The organism is Duganella sp. AC917 (assembly GCF_979258245.1).
The window spans coordinates 1,623,758-1,641,585 of record NZ_OZ409848.1 but is presented as its reverse complement, the minus strand read 5'-3'; the positions used below and the strand labels follow the sequence as shown (position 1 = coordinate 1,641,585).

General features: G+C 64.6%; 13 protein-coding genes. 1 reads left to right on the top strand and 12 read right to left on the bottom strand.

Annotation, left to right across the window (positions count from 1 at the left end):
* Positions 1-35: 35 nt before the first annotated feature.
* On the bottom strand, positions 36-3,569 hold the full coding sequence (locus ACZ0BA_RS07275; protein ID WP_463450653.1) for an ATP-binding protein: 3,534 nt from the start codon (positions 3,567-3,569) through the stop codon (positions 36-38).
* An 818-nt stretch (positions 3,570-4,387) separates the two neighbouring features.
* Here ACZ0BA_RS07275 and ACZ0BA_RS07270 point away from each other — a divergent pair.
* On the top strand, positions 4,388-5,161 hold the full coding sequence (locus ACZ0BA_RS07270) for a hypothetical protein (RefSeq protein WP_463450652.1): 774 nt from the start codon (positions 4,388-4,390) through the stop codon (positions 5,159-5,161).
* 2 nt (positions 5,162-5,163) lie between these two features.
* Here ACZ0BA_RS07270 and ACZ0BA_RS07265 read toward each other — a convergent pair whose 3' ends face one another.
* From ACZ0BA_RS07265 to ACZ0BA_RS07215, 11 genes are all read right to left on the bottom strand, one after another.
* Positions 5,164-6,786, bottom strand: coding sequence for a DUF4394 domain-containing protein (locus ACZ0BA_RS07265; protein WP_463450651.1), 1,623 nt, complete (start codon positions 6,784-6,786; stop codon positions 5,164-5,166).
* Positions 6,787-6,944: 158 nt separating this feature from the next.
* Complete coding sequence (locus ACZ0BA_RS07260) at positions 6,945-7,511, bottom strand: HupE/UreJ family protein (RefSeq protein WP_463450650.1); 567 nt, start codon at positions 7,509-7,511, stop codon at positions 6,945-6,947.
* A 33-nt stretch (positions 7,512-7,544) separates the two neighbouring features.
* Complete coding sequence (locus ACZ0BA_RS07255; protein WP_463450649.1) at positions 7,545-8,654, bottom strand: CobW family GTP-binding protein; 1,110 nt, start codon at positions 8,652-8,654, stop codon at positions 7,545-7,547.
* Entirely contained in the window at positions 8,651-10,195 is a 1,545-nt protein-coding gene (gene cobJ / locus ACZ0BA_RS07250; RefSeq protein ID WP_463450648.1) for a precorrin-3B C(17)-methyltransferase, read from the bottom strand. The genes ACZ0BA_RS07255 and cobJ overlap by 4 nt, the downstream gene beginning before the upstream one ends.
* On the bottom strand, positions 10,192-10,959 hold the full coding sequence (locus ACZ0BA_RS07245) for a cobalamin biosynthesis protein (protein ID WP_463450647.1): 768 nt from the start codon (positions 10,957-10,959) through the stop codon (positions 10,192-10,194). Before ACZ0BA_RS07245 ends, cobJ begins: the two co-directional genes overlap by 4 nt.
* Positions 10,956-11,729, bottom strand: coding sequence for a precorrin-4 C(11)-methyltransferase (cobM, locus tag ACZ0BA_RS07240; protein WP_463450646.1), 774 nt, complete (start codon positions 11,727-11,729; stop codon positions 10,956-10,958). The genes ACZ0BA_RS07245 and cobM overlap by 4 nt, the downstream gene beginning before the upstream one ends.
* 1 nt (position 11,730) lies before the next feature.
* Positions 11,731-12,465 (bottom strand): precorrin-2 C(20)-methyltransferase, encoded by a 735-nt coding sequence (gene cobI, locus ACZ0BA_RS07235; RefSeq protein WP_463450645.1) that lies wholly within the window; start codon positions 12,463-12,465, stop codon positions 11,731-11,733.
* Entirely contained in the window at positions 12,462-13,610 is a 1,149-nt protein-coding gene (gene cbiD / locus ACZ0BA_RS07230; RefSeq protein ID WP_463450644.1) for a cobalt-precorrin-5B (C(1))-methyltransferase CbiD, read from the bottom strand. Before cbiD ends, cobI begins: the two co-directional genes overlap by 4 nt.
* A complete protein-coding gene (locus ACZ0BA_RS07225; protein WP_463450643.1) occupies positions 13,597-15,186 on the bottom strand; it encodes a precorrin-8X methylmutase in 1,590 nt (529 codons plus the stop codon). Before ACZ0BA_RS07225 ends, cbiD begins: the two co-directional genes overlap by 14 nt.
* Entirely contained in the window at positions 15,183-15,887 is a 705-nt protein-coding gene (locus ACZ0BA_RS07220) for a cobalt-precorrin-7 (C(5))-methyltransferase (RefSeq protein WP_463450642.1), read from the bottom strand. Before ACZ0BA_RS07220 ends, ACZ0BA_RS07225 begins: the two co-directional genes overlap by 4 nt.
* A 32-nt stretch (positions 15,888-15,919) precedes the next feature.
* Positions 15,920-17,824, bottom strand: coding sequence for a putative cobaltochelatase (locus tag ACZ0BA_RS07215; RefSeq protein ID WP_463450641.1), 1,905 nt, complete (start codon positions 17,822-17,824; stop codon positions 15,920-15,922).
* Between the last annotated feature and the right edge of the window lie 4 nt (positions 17,825-17,828).

Sequence of the window (17,828 nt, the reverse complement as noted above, 5' to 3'; positions counted from 1 at the left end):
GGCGCGCGCATGCGGATCGCGTGCGCCAGGCCGCCCTAGGCTATTTCACTCATCAAGTTGATCAATGTGGACGGCGCCACCGGCTTCACCAGATAATGGTCGAATCCCGCCGCGATTCCCTTGGCGCGATCCGACGCCTGCCCATATCCGGTCAGCGCCACCAGCACCATGCCGGCGCTGCGGCTGTCGGCCCGCAGCCTCCTAGCCAGTTCATAGCCATCCAGATCCGGCAATCCGATATCGAGGATGGCGACGTCGAGTTCCCCGCTCTCGTGCGCGCGAAGGATGGCATTGGTCGCGTTGTGCTCCGCGATCACCTGGTGGCCTACCGCGTCGAGCATAATCTCCAGCATCTCCGCCGCATCGACATTGTCGTCCACCACCATGATCTTCAAGCCGCCCTCTTTCCCCGCGCTCGGTCGGACCTTCAACGGTTCGGCCGCCTCGCCACGGGCGCTGGTGCGCGGCAGCGTGACCGTGAAGCGGCTCCCCATTCCAACGCCGGCGCTGTAACAGCTCACCGTCCCCCCGTGCAGCTCCACCAGGTTCTTGACCAGCGCCAGTCCCAAACCAAGCCCGCCCTGCGTTCGGTCCGGCGTGCGCTCGGCCTGCGAGAACAGCTCGAACACGGCCGGTTGCAATGCCGGCGCGATACCGGCGCCGTTGTCCTCAACCACCAGTTCGACGTCATCGCCAACCAGCTCGGTGCGCACGGTGATGCGGCCGCCGTCGGGTGTGTACTTGGCCGAATTGTTCAACAGGTTGCTGAGGATTTGCACCAGCCGTTTCTGATCGCCCATCACCGACCCGACATCCGGCGCCAGATCGGTCACCAGCCGGTGACGCTTGCTTTCGATCAGAGGCCGCACCTGTTCGATCGCGTGGAATACGACGTTGCGCACATCCTGCGGCGTGCGCTCGATGTCGACCAGCCCGCGCGTAACCCGCGACACGTCCAGCAGATCATCGATTAGCGCAGTCATATGACTGACCTGGCGGGCGATCACGCCGCTGGTGTGCTGGAGTCGCTCGTCCGAGAGCCTGGCCATGCCGATCATCTGTGCGGCGGCACTGATCGGCGCCAGCGGATTTCGCAATTCGTGCGCCAGCATGGCCAGGAATTCATCCTTGCGCCGGCCCGCCTCGCGCAATTCCTCCTCCGCCTGTTTATGGGCCGTGATGTCGAGGATCACGCCGACTGCCCGCGTGGGCACCTGGTCCACATGATAAAAGCTGCCGTGTACCGCGATCCAGTGAACGCTGCCATCGGGCCAGACCACGCGGCACTCGATGTCCCAGCCGGTGTGCGTGGCGATCGCCGCGTCGACCGTGGCCCTGACGCCGGTGCGGTCATCAGGGTGCACGTGCGCGATAAAATCGGCCATGCCCCAGCGGGCCAGCGGTTCGGTATAACCGAAGCACTGATCGTGGCGCAGCGAACGCTGCGAGGTGTCGTCCAGCAGGTTCAAATCCCAGTCGCCGATTTGCGCTGCGTTCAGCGTGAACTGCAGCCGCGCGGCCAGTTCGCGCACGCGCTCCTCAGCCCTCATCTCCGCCTGCAGCGCCGCCTCGCGCGCGGCCGACGTGCGCCGCTGGTGCGACAAATTGATCGCGCCGTCGATGCGCGCGACCAGCTCCCGCGCGTCGAAGGGCTTGACCATATAATCGTCCGCGCCGGCGGCCAGGCCTTCCACGCGCGCCTCGGCGCCGGCGCGCGCCGACAGCAGAATGACGACCAGGTCGCGCGTGGCCTCGCCGTCGCGTAGCGTCTTCAGTAGCGTGAAGCCATCGATATCGGGCATCATCACATCGGTCAATACCAGATCGGGCAGTTGCCCGGCGGCGATGGCTTCGAGCGCCTCGCGGCCGTTCTTGACCAAAGTGACCTGGTGGCCGTTCTTCTCCAGAATACGCTGGACGTAGGCGCGCATGTCGGCGTTATCGTCGGCCAGCAGAATGCGTGCGCTGATGGCGCCCGCTGTCGCCGGCGCTAGCGCCGTTTCCGGCGCCGCGCCGCTTCGATCGAGCCAGCCTACCGCCTCCTCCAGATAATTGGCGGCGCCGGCCCAGCGCCCGGCCTGCGCCGGCTGCTCGACGATCTGGTCCGGCGGCAGGTGCGCGACGCCGAATTTGAACCGTACGCTGAAGACGGAGCCTTTGCCGTCTGTACTGCGCACGCGCACCGCGCCGCCGTGCAGCGCGACCATCTCCTTGACCAGCGACAAGCCGATGCCGCTGCCCTCCATCGAGCGGCCTCGCTGCCCCTCGACCCGGTGGAAGCGGTCGAACACCAGCGCCGCATCGGATTGGGGAATACCGACGCCGCTGTCGGCCACCTTCAATTCGACGCCATCGCCGCGCTTCTTGAGCGTGACTTTGATGCCGCCCTCCAGCGTGAACTTGAACGCGTTCGACAACAGGTTGAGGACGATCTTTTCCCACATCGCCCGGTCGACATACACCGGCTCGGGCAGTGCTTCGCAATCGACGACCAGCTCCAGCCCGGCCTGCGCGCAGGCCGACTGGAAGTGGCTCGCCAGTTCGGCCGTCAGCGACGTCAGATCGGTGGCGCTGAAGGTGGCCTGGGCGCGCCCCGCCTCGATGCGCGAGAAATCAAGCAGCGAATTGACCAGCCGCAGCAAGCGGTGAGCATTTCGGTCGGCAATTTGCAGGCGTTCGCGTTGGGTCTCGCCCATGGGTTCCGCCAGCGCGTCGCTTAGAGGCCCCAGCATCAACGTCAACGGCGTGCGAAACTCATGGCTAACATTCGCGAAGAACAAGGTCTTGGCGCGGTCGGCCGCGGCCAGCGCCACGGCCCGCGCTTTTTCCTGCTCCTGGGTCGCGATTCGGTCCATCGCGGCGTTAATCGCCGCGAACAGCAGCTGCTGGAATTCCCGATACGTCGCGTCCCACGGCAATCGGGCGCTAGCGCCCAACATCATCAGCATGCGCGGCTGACCCTCCTGGCGCTGGCGTGTCGGGCTGGCGAGCGCACAATCCGGCGCCTCATCATACGGGCCACAGGCGTCGCCGGCCAACAGCGCGCGCAAACCCGAGATCTCCCTCGCGGACTGGCCCTGCGACAGTTGATCCACCTGCCAGCATGCGCCGGAGCCGGCCGACAACAATGCAGGACTGATAGCGCTCGCCGGCGCCACGCCGTGGTGACCGACCAGCGCATAGCCGCCAAACGCCTTGTCGAACGCGTACAGAAGCACAAACGGAATATCGAACTCGAACTTCGCCAGCGCGGCGACGCTCAGGCGCGCAACGTCGTCGGCCGATTCAGCATCCGCCAGGCTCGACGTCAGATCGCGCAGCGCACGCGTGCGCCGTTCGCCGAGCATGGTGCGCGTGGTCTCGGTGACCGGGTGGAACAGGCCACAGACCTCGCCGTCACTGCCGCGAATCGGACTAAGCGAGAACGTGAAGAATGTCTCTTCCAGATAGCCATTGCGTTGCAAAAACATCCGTTGGTTCTCAAGAAACGAGGTCTCCCCCGCCACCGCCCTCTCGAACGGCTGACCGATCGCCGGCCACGCCGACTTCCAGCACTCGCGGTAATCCATCCCAAGCGCCAGCGGATGCTTGTCACCGCAAACTATTCGATAGCCGTCGTTGTAAATCTGAATGTGTTCGGGGCCCCAGATGATATTGATTGGAAAGTTAGATGCGAGGCACAGGCTCACTGTCGTGCGCAAGCTGTGCGGCCATTCGGTGATCGGCCCGAGCGGGGTCAGCGACCAGTCCAGTGAGCCGATGAGACGCGCCATCTCGCTACCGCTTTCGGCGGCGAGAAAAGTGTCGGCAATTCGAACCTTATTGATGGGAATGGTCATGGGCGGTAAAAAGAATAATTTTCTTCAGACTACCATGAGTTACCGGCATGTGCTTATCCACTGTGAACTAGACTTTTTCTGACGACACGATTTAAGACTAGTCCTACACACAGGCCGCAAGAACGCCTATACCGCCCGAACTCAAGCGTAGCTAAGATACATATCAACACTACACCAAGGAGGTCACCATGAAACATCTGAATGTACCAGCCAAGTTTGCCTTTGCAATGATCCTGACTGCCGCAGCTGTTACTGGTTGCAAAAAGCAGGAAGCCGATCCAGTCACCCCGGAAGCAACGTCCGCCCCGACGCCGGCCCCTAGCGCTTCTCCTGCTGCGCCAGCTGCGACGCCGGACGCGACCACCCCACCGGCCGCTGGCACCGCGCCGACCGACGCAACTACCCCACCGGCAACCACCACGCCTGAGTCGACTCCTCCGGCTCGCTGATCGGTCCCGGCGCCGCCAATGGCGGCGTAGTACGATGTTGCAACGGCCTGAAGGCGGTATTCCCGCCCTCGGGCTGTTGCCATGTACACTTCACGAACTATGCCGATCAACTTTAAGATTCAAGCGATGGCGCAGTCTACCCGCGATATCCGCCGTACAGCTTCCCCTTCACACCCGGTCACCGCGCTCGAATGCGCGCAACTGCTGTCAGGCCGCGCCAAACCGGTGCGCTATGCGACGGCGTCGATCGACCATCAAACACGCGTCATCGAAATCGAAGTGACGATGAAGTACCGTACGCCATCGCTTGCGGCCCGTGTTCTCGGCCAGTCCAGACGCGTCGCGGAAGATCGTTTCCACCGCTACGCGCAACTGGTGGACACCGGGTTAAGCCGGTATTGGAGCCGCACCATCACATTGAACGACGCCGACTATGCGGTGAGCGTCTCGGCCTGCCAGTCCCGGAGAGGCCTTCCGCTGATCCTGGCCCACACCGGCAGTCCACTGCTTGGTCCAATGAGCAGCAGGTCCAGCAATCCGTACCCGCTTTTGCGCGGAAACCTCTACTACGAAGCGCAGCACGGAAGCGACGCCGACGCCATGTTCGCGATGACGGCGGCGCACGAAATCGGCCATGCCTTCCTCACCAGCGCGTTTGGCATCCGCTGGTCCTGGGGGCATGGCGGAACGTCCTCGCTCCTGGGCCGGATGGCGCCCGGTGCTCCCGTTTATCCTCCGTTCGGAGAGATAGCACTGATGACGTATTACCGGCCAAATCCTGACAAGACGATCTATCGGCAAGACGTTCTGCGACGGACCATCGCGAGCGAAAACGACGTCAAGACCTTGCTGTATATCGCCGGCAGAAGCTAGCCTTACTTCAGCGAGATCGCCAAATCGATCAGCCCCACCTGTCCATTGCCGATCGCCGAATTAGCGATCGTCCCGGTGCCATTGATCGGTGTCGCCACGCCGGTCGCCAGGTCCAGTCGATACAGCAGGCTCGCGCCGTTGAACGAACTGCGCAACGCAGCCAATGCCAGTCCATTGGCGCCGCCTGCGATGTCCATCGCGACGTCGCCCACGGCGTTGGCGCCCAGCGAGCCGACGTTGACCAGGATGCCGTCATTCGGTGGATTCTGCGTTACCAGATTGCCGCCAGCGGTGTTGATATCGTAAAGCACGGTCGACGTGGCCCCGGCGTAGCTATTGGTGTAAGCCGCCGCCGTCACGCCGGCGCTGTTGATGGGACCATCGGTCGTGGTGGCGCCGGTATCGGCATTGATGCGCAGGTTTTGACCGGAATCGCTGATTACCCGCAGGCGGTCGGCGACCGGATTGAAGTCGACCGCGAAGCCGGTGCCGATCAGATTGGAGTACGGCGACGAACTGTCGGCCGTGTCGGCGATCAGTGTGGCCTTGGCGGTGACGGCGCCGGTCGCCGGTTCGATGGTGACGATGCGGCCGGTCGAGGTCAGGCCATACAGCAGGCCATCCTTGGGACGAATATCGAAGCCCAGCAACCGCTCGCTGCCCGTCAGGCCGGTGATTGCGACGTTGGTGTCGAGGGTGTTCGGCGTCGTCGCTTTGAAGGAAACGATGCGGCCGTCGGAAGTCAGTCCGTAGACGACCGGCGCAACCGGAGTGCGAACGGCGACACCGCGCAGATCCTCGCTGGTGCCGATGGCGGCGACCAGCGTGGCGGCGTTGGCGGTCGCACCTAAATTGATCGTGTACAGATTGCGCGCGCCGCCGACGGTCATGACGGCGTAGCCGGTGTTGGTGCGCGCATCGATGTCGAAACCGGCCACGCTGGTGGCGGCCACGCCCAGTGACAAGGGTGCGGCAAGGGTGCCGTTATTGGGCGGGTTCTGCGTATATAAGGTGCGGTTGACCGCATCAACAACGAACAGCGTGGTGTTGGCGGTGCCGGCAAAGCTGTTGGTGTAGGCAGCGGCGGTAACGGCGGTATTGGCCGCGCCGCCGTTGATCGATCCATCGGTGGTGGTCGCACCGGTATCGACATTCACGCGCAAGCTCTGGCCCGTGTTACCGACGATGCGCAACCGGTCGGCCGCCGGATTGAAATCGATGCCGAATTCGGTGCCGGCAAGTGCCGTGAACGGAGCGCTGGTGTCCGCGCTATCCGCCGCCAGCGTGGACTTGAGCGTGGCGGCGCCGGTCGCGCTGTTCAGGGTATAAATCCGGCCCGTGCTGCCCACGCCATACAACTGCCCGTCGGCCGGACGATAATCGATACCAAGCAGATTTTCGCCGGCCTGCAAGCCGGTGACTGTGGCGGTGGTGCGGATGGTGGCCGGGGTGGCGCGATCGAACGACAGCAGCTTGTTGCTAGCGGTCAATACAGTTACGTCGCCGGTGTCACTGGTTTGCGGCGGTTTGTCGTCATCCTTGTCGATATCCTCGGTGAACCCACAGGCGGACAGCGAGGCGGCGACGGCGGTAACCAACAACAGTTTGGTGAAAGGCAGTGGCATGGTTTGTCTCTTCTTTTAAAAGTGAGTGAACGTGCCGCCAGGCCGTAATGACGAGGAGCGCACCCACACACTACCCGCAGCCACTGCTTTTGGATGCAGCGCACGTAAAAAATAATTTATAGCTAATATTTTACGCCACTTGGTCACAATCGAAACAATTAAGCGGCCATGCCGAGCCACATGCCGGCGAGCGCGATGAAGCCGCCGCCGGTCCGCAGCCAACCGCTGTGGCGACGCACCGCACGCCCAAGTCCCAGCCCGGCGGCGTGCAACGCGGCGCTGGCGGCCACGAAGCCAAGGCCATAGAGCCAGGCGTTGCTCATGTCCGGCATCTCGGTGCCGTGCGCAAAACCGTGGAAGACGGCGAAGACGCCGACGATCGATGCAGCCGGCACGGTCTTCAACTTGACGGCGAAGCCGATCAACAAACCAAGCAGCAGCACCGAGGTGACGATGCCCGCTTCGACCATCGGCAGCGCGGCGCCACTGATGCCCAGCGCACCGCCCAAGGCCAGGAATGCGACGAAGGTGGCAGGCAGCAGCCACTGCGCACGCCCGCCCAACTGCGCGCCCCACAGGCCGACGGCCAGCATCGCCAGAATATGGTCGATGCCGGTCAACGGATGCATCAGGCCAGCCATCGCGCCCTCCGAATGGCCGGGATGGGCCAGCGCGGCGCCGCCATAGGTCAGCGCCAGCAAGGTCAAGATCAATTTGGATTTCATCGTTACTCCTTCAAGTGGATAATAAATTCGAGTTCAACGCCATGCGGTACCGGTGCGCTCCGTCAGCAGCGCGGCAACCTTGACGCGGTTAATGTGATAGCCGATAAAGACCAGCTGCGAACGCGGCGCCGCGAGGCGGGCGGCATCCGTCTGCAGCGTCAAGCGGGCGCGCACTCCCTGCACCAGCACCGCGTTGTCTGTGTCGCGCAGGCGGATATAGCCTTTGCTGCGCAGGATAGGTTCGGCGCGCGCAGCTTCGAGCAGCGCGGATTTCAGTTGTTCCTCATCCTGCGGCGCATCGCTGCGCAACACGAACGACAGCCAGCCGGGGTCCTGTTCGTGAAAATGCTTGTGGGTGGCCAGGCCGTGGCTGTGCGCGCCCAGGCCGGAATGCGCATGGCCGTTCAGCCGGTTCTGGCCCGCCAGCGGCGCGGCCTGCGCGCCGGGCATCGTCGCCAGCGGTGTGAAGACGTGAGTATGCTCGGTGCGGGTCGGCTGATGCAGGCGCAGGCCGAGCGCCAGGCGAATATCGAGTTGCGCCTTATACGCCAGCTCGAGAAAGCGAACCTTGGGCGCGCGCCGACGCACGCTCGTCTCGGCCAGCAGCAGCGCCGTCTCGTCCAGCTCATCGATTTTGTTCAGCACGACCACGTCGGCATATTCGAGCTGCTGGTCGAACATCGTCGCCGCGGCGCTTTCACCTTCTTGCGGTCCATGCTCGAAACGGTCGGACAGCAGCAGCGGCGTATCGACCACCGCCAGGGTCGCGTCGAGGATAAAGTCGTCGGCCAGCTCCGCGCTTTGCAGCAGCTCCATCACCGCCGTGGGCAAGGCCAGGCCCGATGTCTCGATCAGCACATGGTCGATTTGCGCGCGCCGCGCGGCAATCGCCCGCATGGCCGGCACGAACAAAACGTCGTCGCCGTACGCAATCAAGCCGTGGGGGAAGTCCTGGATACAGACCTGCGCATCGTCGCCGACGCTCTCGCGCACCAGCGTGCCGTCCACCGAGATCTCGCCGAACTCGTTGATCAGCAGGGCCAGGCGGCGCGTCTGCCGCCGCTGGACCAGGCCGCGCAACAAGGTCGTCTTGCCGGCGCCGAGGAAGCCGGTGACGATGGTGACGGGGATCAGCTGCTTCATAAGGCCGCGCATTCCCTGATCGCGTCGGCGACATCGGCCACCAGCGCGGGGTATTCCAGCTTGGGACGCGCCACCACCAGCAAGGGAATCCCCAGTGCCCTGGCCGCCCGCACCTTGGCCTGATAGCCGCCCGCGCCACCGGAATCCTTGGTCACCACGCAATCGATAGCCCAGTCGCGCCACAGCGCGGTGTTGAATTCAGCGGAAAACGGTCCCTGCATCGCGCAGATGCGTTCACGCGGAATACCGAGGGCCAGCGCGCGTTCGATCAGTTCCGGCTCGGCGGTCTGACGCACGAACCATTGCTTGCCGCCGGCGCCGGGAGTGCGCATGAACGTCGCCAGATCCTTCGACCCCGTCGCCAGGAAAATACGCAGTCCCTGCGCCGCTGCGCGCTCGGCCGCCTGCTCCATGGAGGCGCACAGCTCACCGTCCTGCGGCTGGTACTCGCTGGGACGCTCATAACGCAGATAAGGGATGCCCAGCTCCTTCGACAAGCCAATCAGCTGTTCCGACATGCCGCTGGCGTAGGGGTGCGTGGCATCGAGCAGCACGCGGGCGTTCTTTTGCGTCAGCACCCGGCGGCGCGCTTCCACGCCTTGCCGGCCCGACCACACGCTGACACCGGGACAATCCTGGCGCGCCATGTCGCCGCCATGATCGCTGGCCGCCGATACCACCACTTTCCTGTCTTGTCCGTCCGCCAACTGCGCGGCCAGCGCATTGCCGTCGCTGGTGCCGGAGAATACCCACACGGCGCCCTCCGGCAGCTCGGTTTCCTGCGATATGTCCTTCGCTTCCGGCTGCGCCCAGTCGTTGTAGCCGCGCGGCGTGAAGATGCTGCCACGCTTGCGCATCGTAAAACGGTTGCCGATCACGATGGTGGTCAGCATGTCGAACTGCAGCGACGGCAGCTCGTCGAGCCGGTAAATCGCCACTTCCTGGCCCGGACGGTAGGCATTCTTGACGACACCGCACAGCGTGTGCGGGGCCTTCGATTCCAGCATCAGCTGCAGTACGCGGTAGACGCCCTGCTGCCGGCTGGCGCTTTGCACGTTGTACATCACGCAGGCCAGATCCGCTTGGGCGATATGACGGGCGCGGTGCTCGATCCACTCCCAGGGACAAAGCAGGTCGGAGAGGCTGAGCGTGGCGAAATCGTGCGACAGCGGAGAGCCCAGCAACGACGCGCACGCATTGGCGGAGGTAATTCCCGGCACCACATTCACTTCGTAAGTGTCGTCCTCGCGCATTTCCTCGAACGCCAGCGCGGCCATCGCGTAAATCCCGATATCGCCGCTGGAAATCAAGGCGACCTTGGCGCCGGCACGCGCGTGCTCGATCGCCAGCATGGCGCGCTCGCGCTCCTGCGTCAGCGGCGGCGTGTGGATCTCCTTGCCCTCGATATGCGGCGCGATCCAGCGCAGATACAATTCGTAGGCCACGATGACATCGCTATCGCGCAAAGCCGCGATGGCGCGCGGCACGATCAAATCGTCGAAGCCCGGTCCCACCGACACCAAATTCAAAACACCACTCATACGATTTCCATCCATTTATCCAGTACCACTGCGACGGCGACGCCGTCCAGGCTTGTTTTCGGCACCAGCAGCGCGCCGCGCGCGCTGGCCACCAGGGCGCACGGCTCGCATACACCGTCCAGTCCCACGTTTTGCCGCACCCAGTCGGACGGCTTGCCGACCCACGGCCGCGCCGCCAGATCCGCCCGCGCGAACACGCGGAGTGGAACATCGTAGCGGGCGCAAAATTCCAGCAGGCCGGGTTCTTCCGCCTTCAAGTCGACGGTCGCCATCTCGCGCACGTCGCCGATGCCGTAGTCGCCGCCCGCCTTCAACGCTTGCAGCACCGCCGCCTCGATGCGGTCTGCAGCGACGCCCTTGCGGCAGCCTATGCCCACCGTCAGCGGCTTGAGCGCCTCGGTGGCCGTCGTCACCACGGGGACCGCGCCAACAGAGCGTGCTACCCGGTAGGCCAGCGCGTTGGCGCCGCCTTCGTGACCGGCCAGCAGTGCGACGGCGAAGCGCGCCGCCTCGTCCAGCACGACGACCGCCGGGTCGGTGTGCTTGTCAACCGGAAGACCGTCCAGAAAGCGCACCGCGATGCCGCTGGCCGCCACCATGATCCATTGCGTATGGCGCCGGTAGCTGGCGGCGAATTGCGCCTTCTGGCTGGTGTCGGACAGCAGCCACGGACGGTATATCTCGCCGCCCAGGCGTGCTTGTAGCGTACTCGCCAGCTTCTCGCCTTCCGCACGCACCAGCCATATGCCCAAGGTCCCTGTCACGCCGCGTCCTTCTTCTTCACCACCCGGAACAGATGCGTGAAGTCCTTCGAATACAGGCTGGATTCGGCGGCGATGTTCTTGTCCAGCGCCGCGCCAATCAACATCATGGTCGTCAGGTTCCAGGCGCCGCGCTTGGTGTCCTGAAGTACCGTGCCCAAGGTGCCCTGGTAGATTTTCTGCTGCGGCCAGGTAGCGCGGTAGACCAGGCTGACCGGCGTATCGAGCGGATAGTGCAATGAGAGGTCGGCCACGATCTTTTTCAGGTGCGGGCCGGAGAGGAAGATGCACATGGTGGCGCGATGTTCCGCCAGCCGCGCGATCGATTCCAGTTCCGGCACCGCCGAGGCGCGGCCGGAGACGCGCGTCAATATCACGCTCTGCGACACTTCAGGCTTGGTCAACTCGGATTGGATCACGGCGGCGGCCGCCGTGAACGACGACACGCCCGGCACGATCTCGTACTCGATACCCAGCGCGTCCAGCCGCCGCATCTGCTCCGCCGTGGCGCCATAAATCGCCGGATCGCCCGAATGCAGCCGCACCACGTCGGTTCCCGCCGCCTGCGCGCGAAGGTAGCATGCCTGCTGCTGTTCCAGATCCAGTTCGGCGGTGTCGATCAACTCGGTGCCCGGCACGCAGTGGTTCAGCATCTCGGTCGGCACCAGCGAACCGGCGTACAGCACCATGTTGACGCTGCCCAGCAAGCGCGCGCCGCGCATTGTGATCAGATCGGCCGCGCCCGGGCCGGCGCCTACAAAATAAACTTTCATGTCAACGTTCCTTTCGCGGTTTTTGACGGACCAGCAAGGTGGCGAGATAGCCCATCGCCTCGTCGGCCACCAGATCGCCGACACCGGAAGCGAGCAGCTCGCCCGGCAAGCCGATACGTCGGGCGAACGCGCAATGCTGGGCGATGTCCATCTCGCGCAGCAAATCGAGTACCCACACCAGACGAGCGCCCACTTTCATCAAGACGACGATATCGTGGCTTTCGATATCGCGCCGCAGCTCCTCCGGCGTCTCGGGACACGGCAATATCAGCACGCGCTCCTTGCCTTCTCCCAGCGGCCATGCCAGCGCCGATGCCGCAGCCGCGTAACTGGTCACGCCGGGGAAGGTCCGATGCGGCAGTCCGGGGATACGCTCGCGCAGCGCCGCCAGCACATATCCGTAAGTCGAATAGGTCAGCGTGTCGCCGATGGTCAGGTAGGCCACATTGCGGCCGGAGCGCAATTCGGCCGCGATCATGTCCGCCAGCTGGGCGTAATGCTCGCTGAGCACCGCGCGGTCCGGGTCCATATTGAATTCGATTTCACGCAGCTTGGCCGCATCCGGCTCGAACCCCGTGCCGGCCAGGCATTGCAGCGCCACCGAATCGGCCGCGCCGCGCGCGCGCGGTGCGTACACCAGATCCGCCTGGCGCAACGCTTCCAGCGCCGCCAGCGGCAGGTAGCCGGCCGGACCAGGGCCGACGCCGATACCCCACAGGGTGCCCACGCCGCTCATGCCCGCTCCCCAAGCAGATTGCCGGCCAGGTCGAACAGTCGTACCTCCAGTCGTTTGACCGACGGCACGCGCGCGTGCGCCAATTCGCCGATGCGGCGCTCAATCTCACGCCAAAATGCCGGCGCGCCGGGTTCCCGCTTTAATCTTTCCATTGCCGCTTCCACTGTATTTGCTGTTTCAATATCGTTTACCACTTCCGGGCCGTAGCCCCACTGCGCGGCGACGCGCGCCACGCCGCCCATGGCCATGTTGCTCTTGCTGGAATGCGTATCCCAGGCGCCGTCCAGCACCTTGGCCAGTTTGCCTGGATGGCCGGCCAGCCACAGGACATCCAGCGCGCGGTCGTCCTCGGTCAGCACCGACTGCGTAAAGTCGAGCGCATCGCCCAGAAAATTCGCGATCTGCACGGTGCGCTGTTCCGGCAGCCGCAGCACGTCGCGCGCAAACTCCCTGCCGATCTTGCCCGGAAGGTAAGCCACGCATTGCTGGCCGCCCGCCAACGCCACCCGCACATACACCTCGACCGAGGCTATCCACGTCGACAGCGACATCGGTTCGACGATGCCGGAGGTGCCCAGGATCGAGATACCACCCACGATGCCCAGCCTCGGATTGAAGGTCTTTTTGGCGATGATCTCGCCGCCCTCGCAGCCTATCGTCAAATCGAAACCGGCATTGGCCGGTTCCGCCATTGCATCCGCGAGCACCTCGGCCACCGCGCGTCGCATCATCTGGCGCGGCACCGGGTTGATGGCCGGCTCGCCGACCGCCACCCGCAAACCCGGCGCGGTGGCGATGCCGACTCCGCGACCGGCGAAGAACCTTACCTCGCCGGCGGCGTTGCGGCGCACCTCGGCGTAGATCGTGGCGCCGTGCGTGTTGTCCGGATCGTCGCCGCCGTCCTTCAGCACTTCCGCCCTCACCGCTTGTTCATCCAGCCAGTCCACATGCTGTATCGGCACCGTCAAAAAGTGCACGCCATCGGGCAGGCTGACATCGACCTGCGTGTCACGCTCGCCGTGCAGCATCAGCCTCAATGCCGACTTGACCGCTGCCGTGGCGCAGCTGCCCGTTGTGCGGCCGCGCCGCAGGCCATTCATGGCCGGCACGCTCAGATCGAAAGGCTGGCGCTCAGCCAGCGTCATCTCCGGCGCCATAGCCCGCCAGCTGGTTGAGCGCGTCGATCAACAATCCGTTGACGACGCTGGCCGCCCACGGCGAACCGCCGCGCGTGCCGCTATTGGTGATGCGCGGCACTTGCAGGCAGCGCCGCAAGGCGTCCTTGCTCTCGCGCGTGCCCACGAAGCCGACCGGCAGCGCGATCATGAGCTGCGGACGCCAGCCATGGTCGCGAATCAGCCGCACCGCTTCGAAGATCGCCGTCGGCGCGTCGCCGATCGCCACCACCACGTCGTTGCCGAACTTCTCCCAGCCACGCCGGATGCCGGCGGCCGACCGCGTGATGCCATATTGTTCGGCCATCAGGTGCGTCTCGCGGTCATGCACGCCGCACCAGGTGTCGATGTCCAATTCCTCCAGCAGCGCGCGTTTAAGACCGGTCTGCACCATCGTCACGTCGGTCAGAACGCGCTTGCAGCGCAACAGCGCGCGGATACCGCTATCGACGGCGCCCGGCGAGAAGTAAATGTCATTGACGGCGTCGAAATCGCCGCTCGTGTGGACCAGGCGTTGCAGCACCGTCAGCTGGTCCGGCGGAAAAGCCGTCCAGTCACGCCCCGCCGCGATGATGCGGAAGCTCTCCGCCTCGATCGGATGCGGAACGTAAGTTTTGTAGACAGGTTCCGCGCTGGCCGGCTGTCCGCCCGCCGCATCGGTCTGCGCCAACAACCCGCGCACCGCAAGATGATGCGCACGCTGCGGCTCGCCCACCTGCTGCTCGAAACCGACGATCTGCACCCGGTATTTGCACAGCGAGCAGTTCATCGCCGCCCGACCGGCGACCGCCTCTCGCGCGCGCTCGATCATCACGTCGGCAACCAGGGGGTGGACGCCGAAGTAACCGGCCTTGAGCACCTCCAGCCCGGGTTCGCGCTCGCGCAAGTCGTCCGCCGCCGCATAGATGCGCTTCACCAGCACCCCGTCGAACAAAAAGAACGGCAGCACGACGATCCGCGCGTAGCCCAGCTTCGCCGCGCTGCGAAGTCCATCCGCAACCAATGGCTGCGCCGTGCCCGAATAGCATACGAAGGCCGTGCCGAAGCCCATGCCTTCCTCCAGCATGCGCGCCAGCTTGGCCACTTCGCCGTTCGCGTCCGGATCGGTCGTGCCGCGCCCCACCACCACCAGGCACGTGTCGGAACGCCTGATCGTCTGCGGCGATGTCGCTTCGGCGGCGACGATGCGCTCCTGCGCCAGCTGCAGCAGCTTGGGATCAAGGCTCATCGGCGCGCCGAAATGGAAGTCGATCTCGGGATGGTCACGCGCCACGGCTTGCATCTCGGCCGGCATGTCGTTCTTGGCGTGGCGTGCTGCCAGCAGAACGCCCGGCACCACCGCCACTTGCCGCGCGCCGGCGGCCAGATTGTCCGCCACCGCCTCGGCAATGGTCGGGCTGGCGAATTCCAGATAACCGTGACTGACCGCGTCCTCAGGTGCGCGCTCCCGCACAAGTTCCACCAGCGCTTCGAACTCGCGCACCGCGTCCGGATCGCGGCTGCCATGGCCGGCAATCACGATGCCAAATTTCTCGCTTGCCGTCATTTTTGCGGCGCCGCTTCGATCTGGCTGTCCATCGGCGCCAGCGTACGGATCAACATGATGCTCATGTCGGAGCATTGATGGTCGGCGCATTCGGCCAGCGTGCCATGCCATTCAGCCTCGCCCCGAGTCAGGTTTTCCCATACTTCGGTCGGATGCGACGGCGGAATACCCTGCTCGATCAGATAGGCGGCAATATGCCAAGGCATGAACGAGCGCGCGGCATCCCACGGACATGGAATGACGATGGCGTTGCGCTGATCCTGCAGTACATGCACCAGATGGCGCTTGAACGGCTCCAGATCGCCACGGCGGTGGAAGGTAATAAACGTGGTCTCGTCGAAGCACACCTTGGCGCGCGAGGCGAGTATCTGTGCCGACGATATGCCGGGCAGCGATTCGACCGGATGGCCGCAGGCGCGTTCGACGCGCTCCAGATACTGGAAGCCGCTGAAATGGATGTCACCCATGAAGACGACCACGCAACGCTTGCCGGCGTGATGGTCCACCGCGACCTTGTCCAGCTGTTCGACCTGGTCGCGATAACCCATGCTGACCACTTTCGACGTCTCCGGTATCAGGCTGCGCACGACGTTCAGCACCGCCTCGAAGCCGGCGACGACGTCCGCCTCGCGTATCAACTGCGCGCCGCGTTGCGTCAGATAGCCGATATCGCCCGGCCCCGCACCTATACAAATAATCATACCAACCGCTCCCAGGTTATCTCTTTATCACGTCATGCACCGGCCAGCCGGACGCGTACTGTCAGCGCGAGGTTATCGGCCGACAGGTCTTCCATCGTCAGGCACTCCGATCTCAGCGCCTCCGCCAGACGCGCGGCGCGGCCGAAGCGGGTGTAACCGCTCTCGGTATCGATCACCAGCGATGGAATCCGGCGCTCGGCCAGCACTTCCGCCAGATCCAGCGATTCGCGCCAGGCGTCGCCACTGTCCGCCAGCGCCACGTTGGCTTTACCGTCGGTCATCAGCACCAACAAAGGCGCCCCGCTAACGGCGGCTATTTTCGCCCGCTCCACCACGTCCAGCGCCATTTGCAGCGCGTGCGGCAGCGGCGTACGGCCGCCGGTCGGCAGTTCCCTCAGGTTCCGCTCGGCCAGATCGACGCTGCGGGTGGGCGCCAGTAGCAGTTGGGCCTCCTGACCGCGAAACGCCACCACGGCCACTTCGTCGCGCTGCTGATAGGCGTCGGTGAGCAAATTGAGCACCGCTCCCTTGAGCGCCTCCATGCGGCGCTGCGCCGCCATCGAACCGGAGGCGTCCACCACGAATATAATCAGGTTGCCGCTGGTGCCAGCCTTGACCTGCTGATGCAGGTCGGAGCGGATCACGCGCATGTTCGCAGGATCGCGCAACGCCGCACTCCGCAAGGTGGCACCGATGGCGATGCTGGTCGGCTGTTCATTCGGCACCGCACGCAGCATCTGCCCTCGCGCCGTGTTGTCGGCAGCGCTACGGCGCCCTTGCGTATGGACGCACTCCATCGCCGACTCCACCGTAATGCGCGGCGCGGCGCCACTTGTGGAGGCGCCAAAAACCTGTTCATCGTTTCCCTGGCCGGGTTGCGTATCTTCCCGCGCATCGGCGTCCTGGTTTTCGGACGAATACTCCTGCGAATGCGGTTCGCTGGGGGGCGGTGGCATCAAGTCATCGAGGCGCTGCTGGTCCAACCCCGGTTGCTCGAACGGTTTCCGCCGGCGGCGATGCGGCAGCACCAGCTCGGCCGCACCTCGTATATCGGCCAGGCCGACCACCGCCCTGCCCTCCAGCGCGGCAAGCGCCCGCGCGGTCTTGTGCATGACGATATCGGCGCGCAGGCTCGCCACTTCAAACTCGCAGCACAAGTGGCTGATCAAGTCGAGCATGGCCTCGTCCAGCACGACCGTCGGCAGTAATGCCTGCGCCATCGCCAGCCGGATTTGCAGCGCGTCCTGCTGATCGCGCCATTGCTCGACATAACCGGCCGGATCGGCCTCGAACGCGATACGGCGCCGTACTACCTCCGACCTTTCCGTTTTCTCGCGCGGCGCGGTCACCTCTACCATCAGGCCGAAACGGTCCAGCAGTTGCGGGCGCAAGTCGCCCTCTTCCAGATTCATCGTGCCAACCAGGGTAAAGCGCGCCGCGTGACGGATCGACAGGCCATCGCGCTGCACACTGTTGACACCCATGGCCGCCACGTCCAGCAGCACGTCGACCAGATGGTCCGCCAACAGGTTGACTTCGTCGATATACAGCAGGCCGCGATGCGCCGACGCCAGCAAGCCCGGTTGAAAAGCACGTTGACCGTCCTGCAGCGCGCGCGAGATATCGAGGCTGCCCAGAACGCGGTCCTCGGTCGCCCCCAGCGGCAGCGTGACGAAAGGAACGGTGGACAGTTCCGGCGCACGGTCGCCGCACACATCGCAATGCTCGCACGGCGCGCCGGCAGCACAATTGAACGCGCAGCCGGGTACGCGCTCGATGCGCGGCAAAACATCGGCCAGCGCACGCGCGGCGGTGCTTTTGGCGGTGCCTTTGTCGCCACGTATCAATACGCCGCCGATACTCGGGTCCACCGCGCACAACATCAGCGCGGTGCGCAATGTCGACTGACCGACGATGGCGGTGAAAGGAAAATTCATATGG

Coding starts and splice junctions, on each gene's coding strand:
- cobI (WP_463450645.1), bottom strand. CDS start 12,465: ATGAGCGGCGTGGGCACCCTGTGGGGTATCGGCGTCGGCCCTGGTCCG.
- ACZ0BA_RS07265 (WP_463450651.1), bottom strand. CDS start 6,786: ATGCCACTGCCTTTCACCAAACTGTTGTTGGTTACCGCCGTCGCCGCC.
- cbiD (WP_463450644.1), bottom strand. CDS start 13,610: ATGACGCTGGCTGAGCGCCAGCCTTTCGATCTGAGCGTGCCGGCCATG.
- cobJ (WP_463450648.1), bottom strand. CDS start 10,195: ATGAGTGGTGTTTTGAATTTGGTGTCGGTGGGACCGGGCTTCGACGAT.
- ACZ0BA_RS07270 (WP_463450652.1), top strand. CDS start 4,388: ATGCCGATCAACTTTAAGATTCAAGCGATGGCGCAGTCTACCCGCGAT.
- ACZ0BA_RS07215 (WP_463450641.1), bottom strand. CDS start 17,824: ATGAATTTTCCTTTCACCGCCATCGTCGGTCAGTCGACATTGCGCACC.
- ACZ0BA_RS07255 (WP_463450649.1), bottom strand. CDS start 8,654: ATGAAGCAGCTGATCCCCGTCACCATCGTCACCGGCTTCCTCGGCGCC.
- ACZ0BA_RS07220 (WP_463450642.1), bottom strand. CDS start 15,887: ATGATTATTTGTATAGGTGCGGGGCCGGGCGATATCGGCTATCTGACG.
- ACZ0BA_RS07225 (WP_463450643.1), bottom strand. CDS start 15,186: ATGACGGCAAGCGAGAAATTTGGCATCGTGATTGCCGGCCATGGCAGC.
- ACZ0BA_RS07260 (WP_463450650.1), bottom strand. CDS start 7,511: ATGAAATCCAAATTGATCTTGACCTTGCTGGCGCTGACCTATGGCGGC.
- cobM (WP_463450646.1), bottom strand. CDS start 11,729: ATGAAAGTTTATTTTGTAGGCGCCGGCCCGGGCGCGGCCGATCTGATC.
- ACZ0BA_RS07275 (WP_463450653.1), bottom strand. CDS start 3,569: ATGGATTACCGCGAGTGCTGGAAGTCGGCGTGGCCGGCGATCGGTCAG.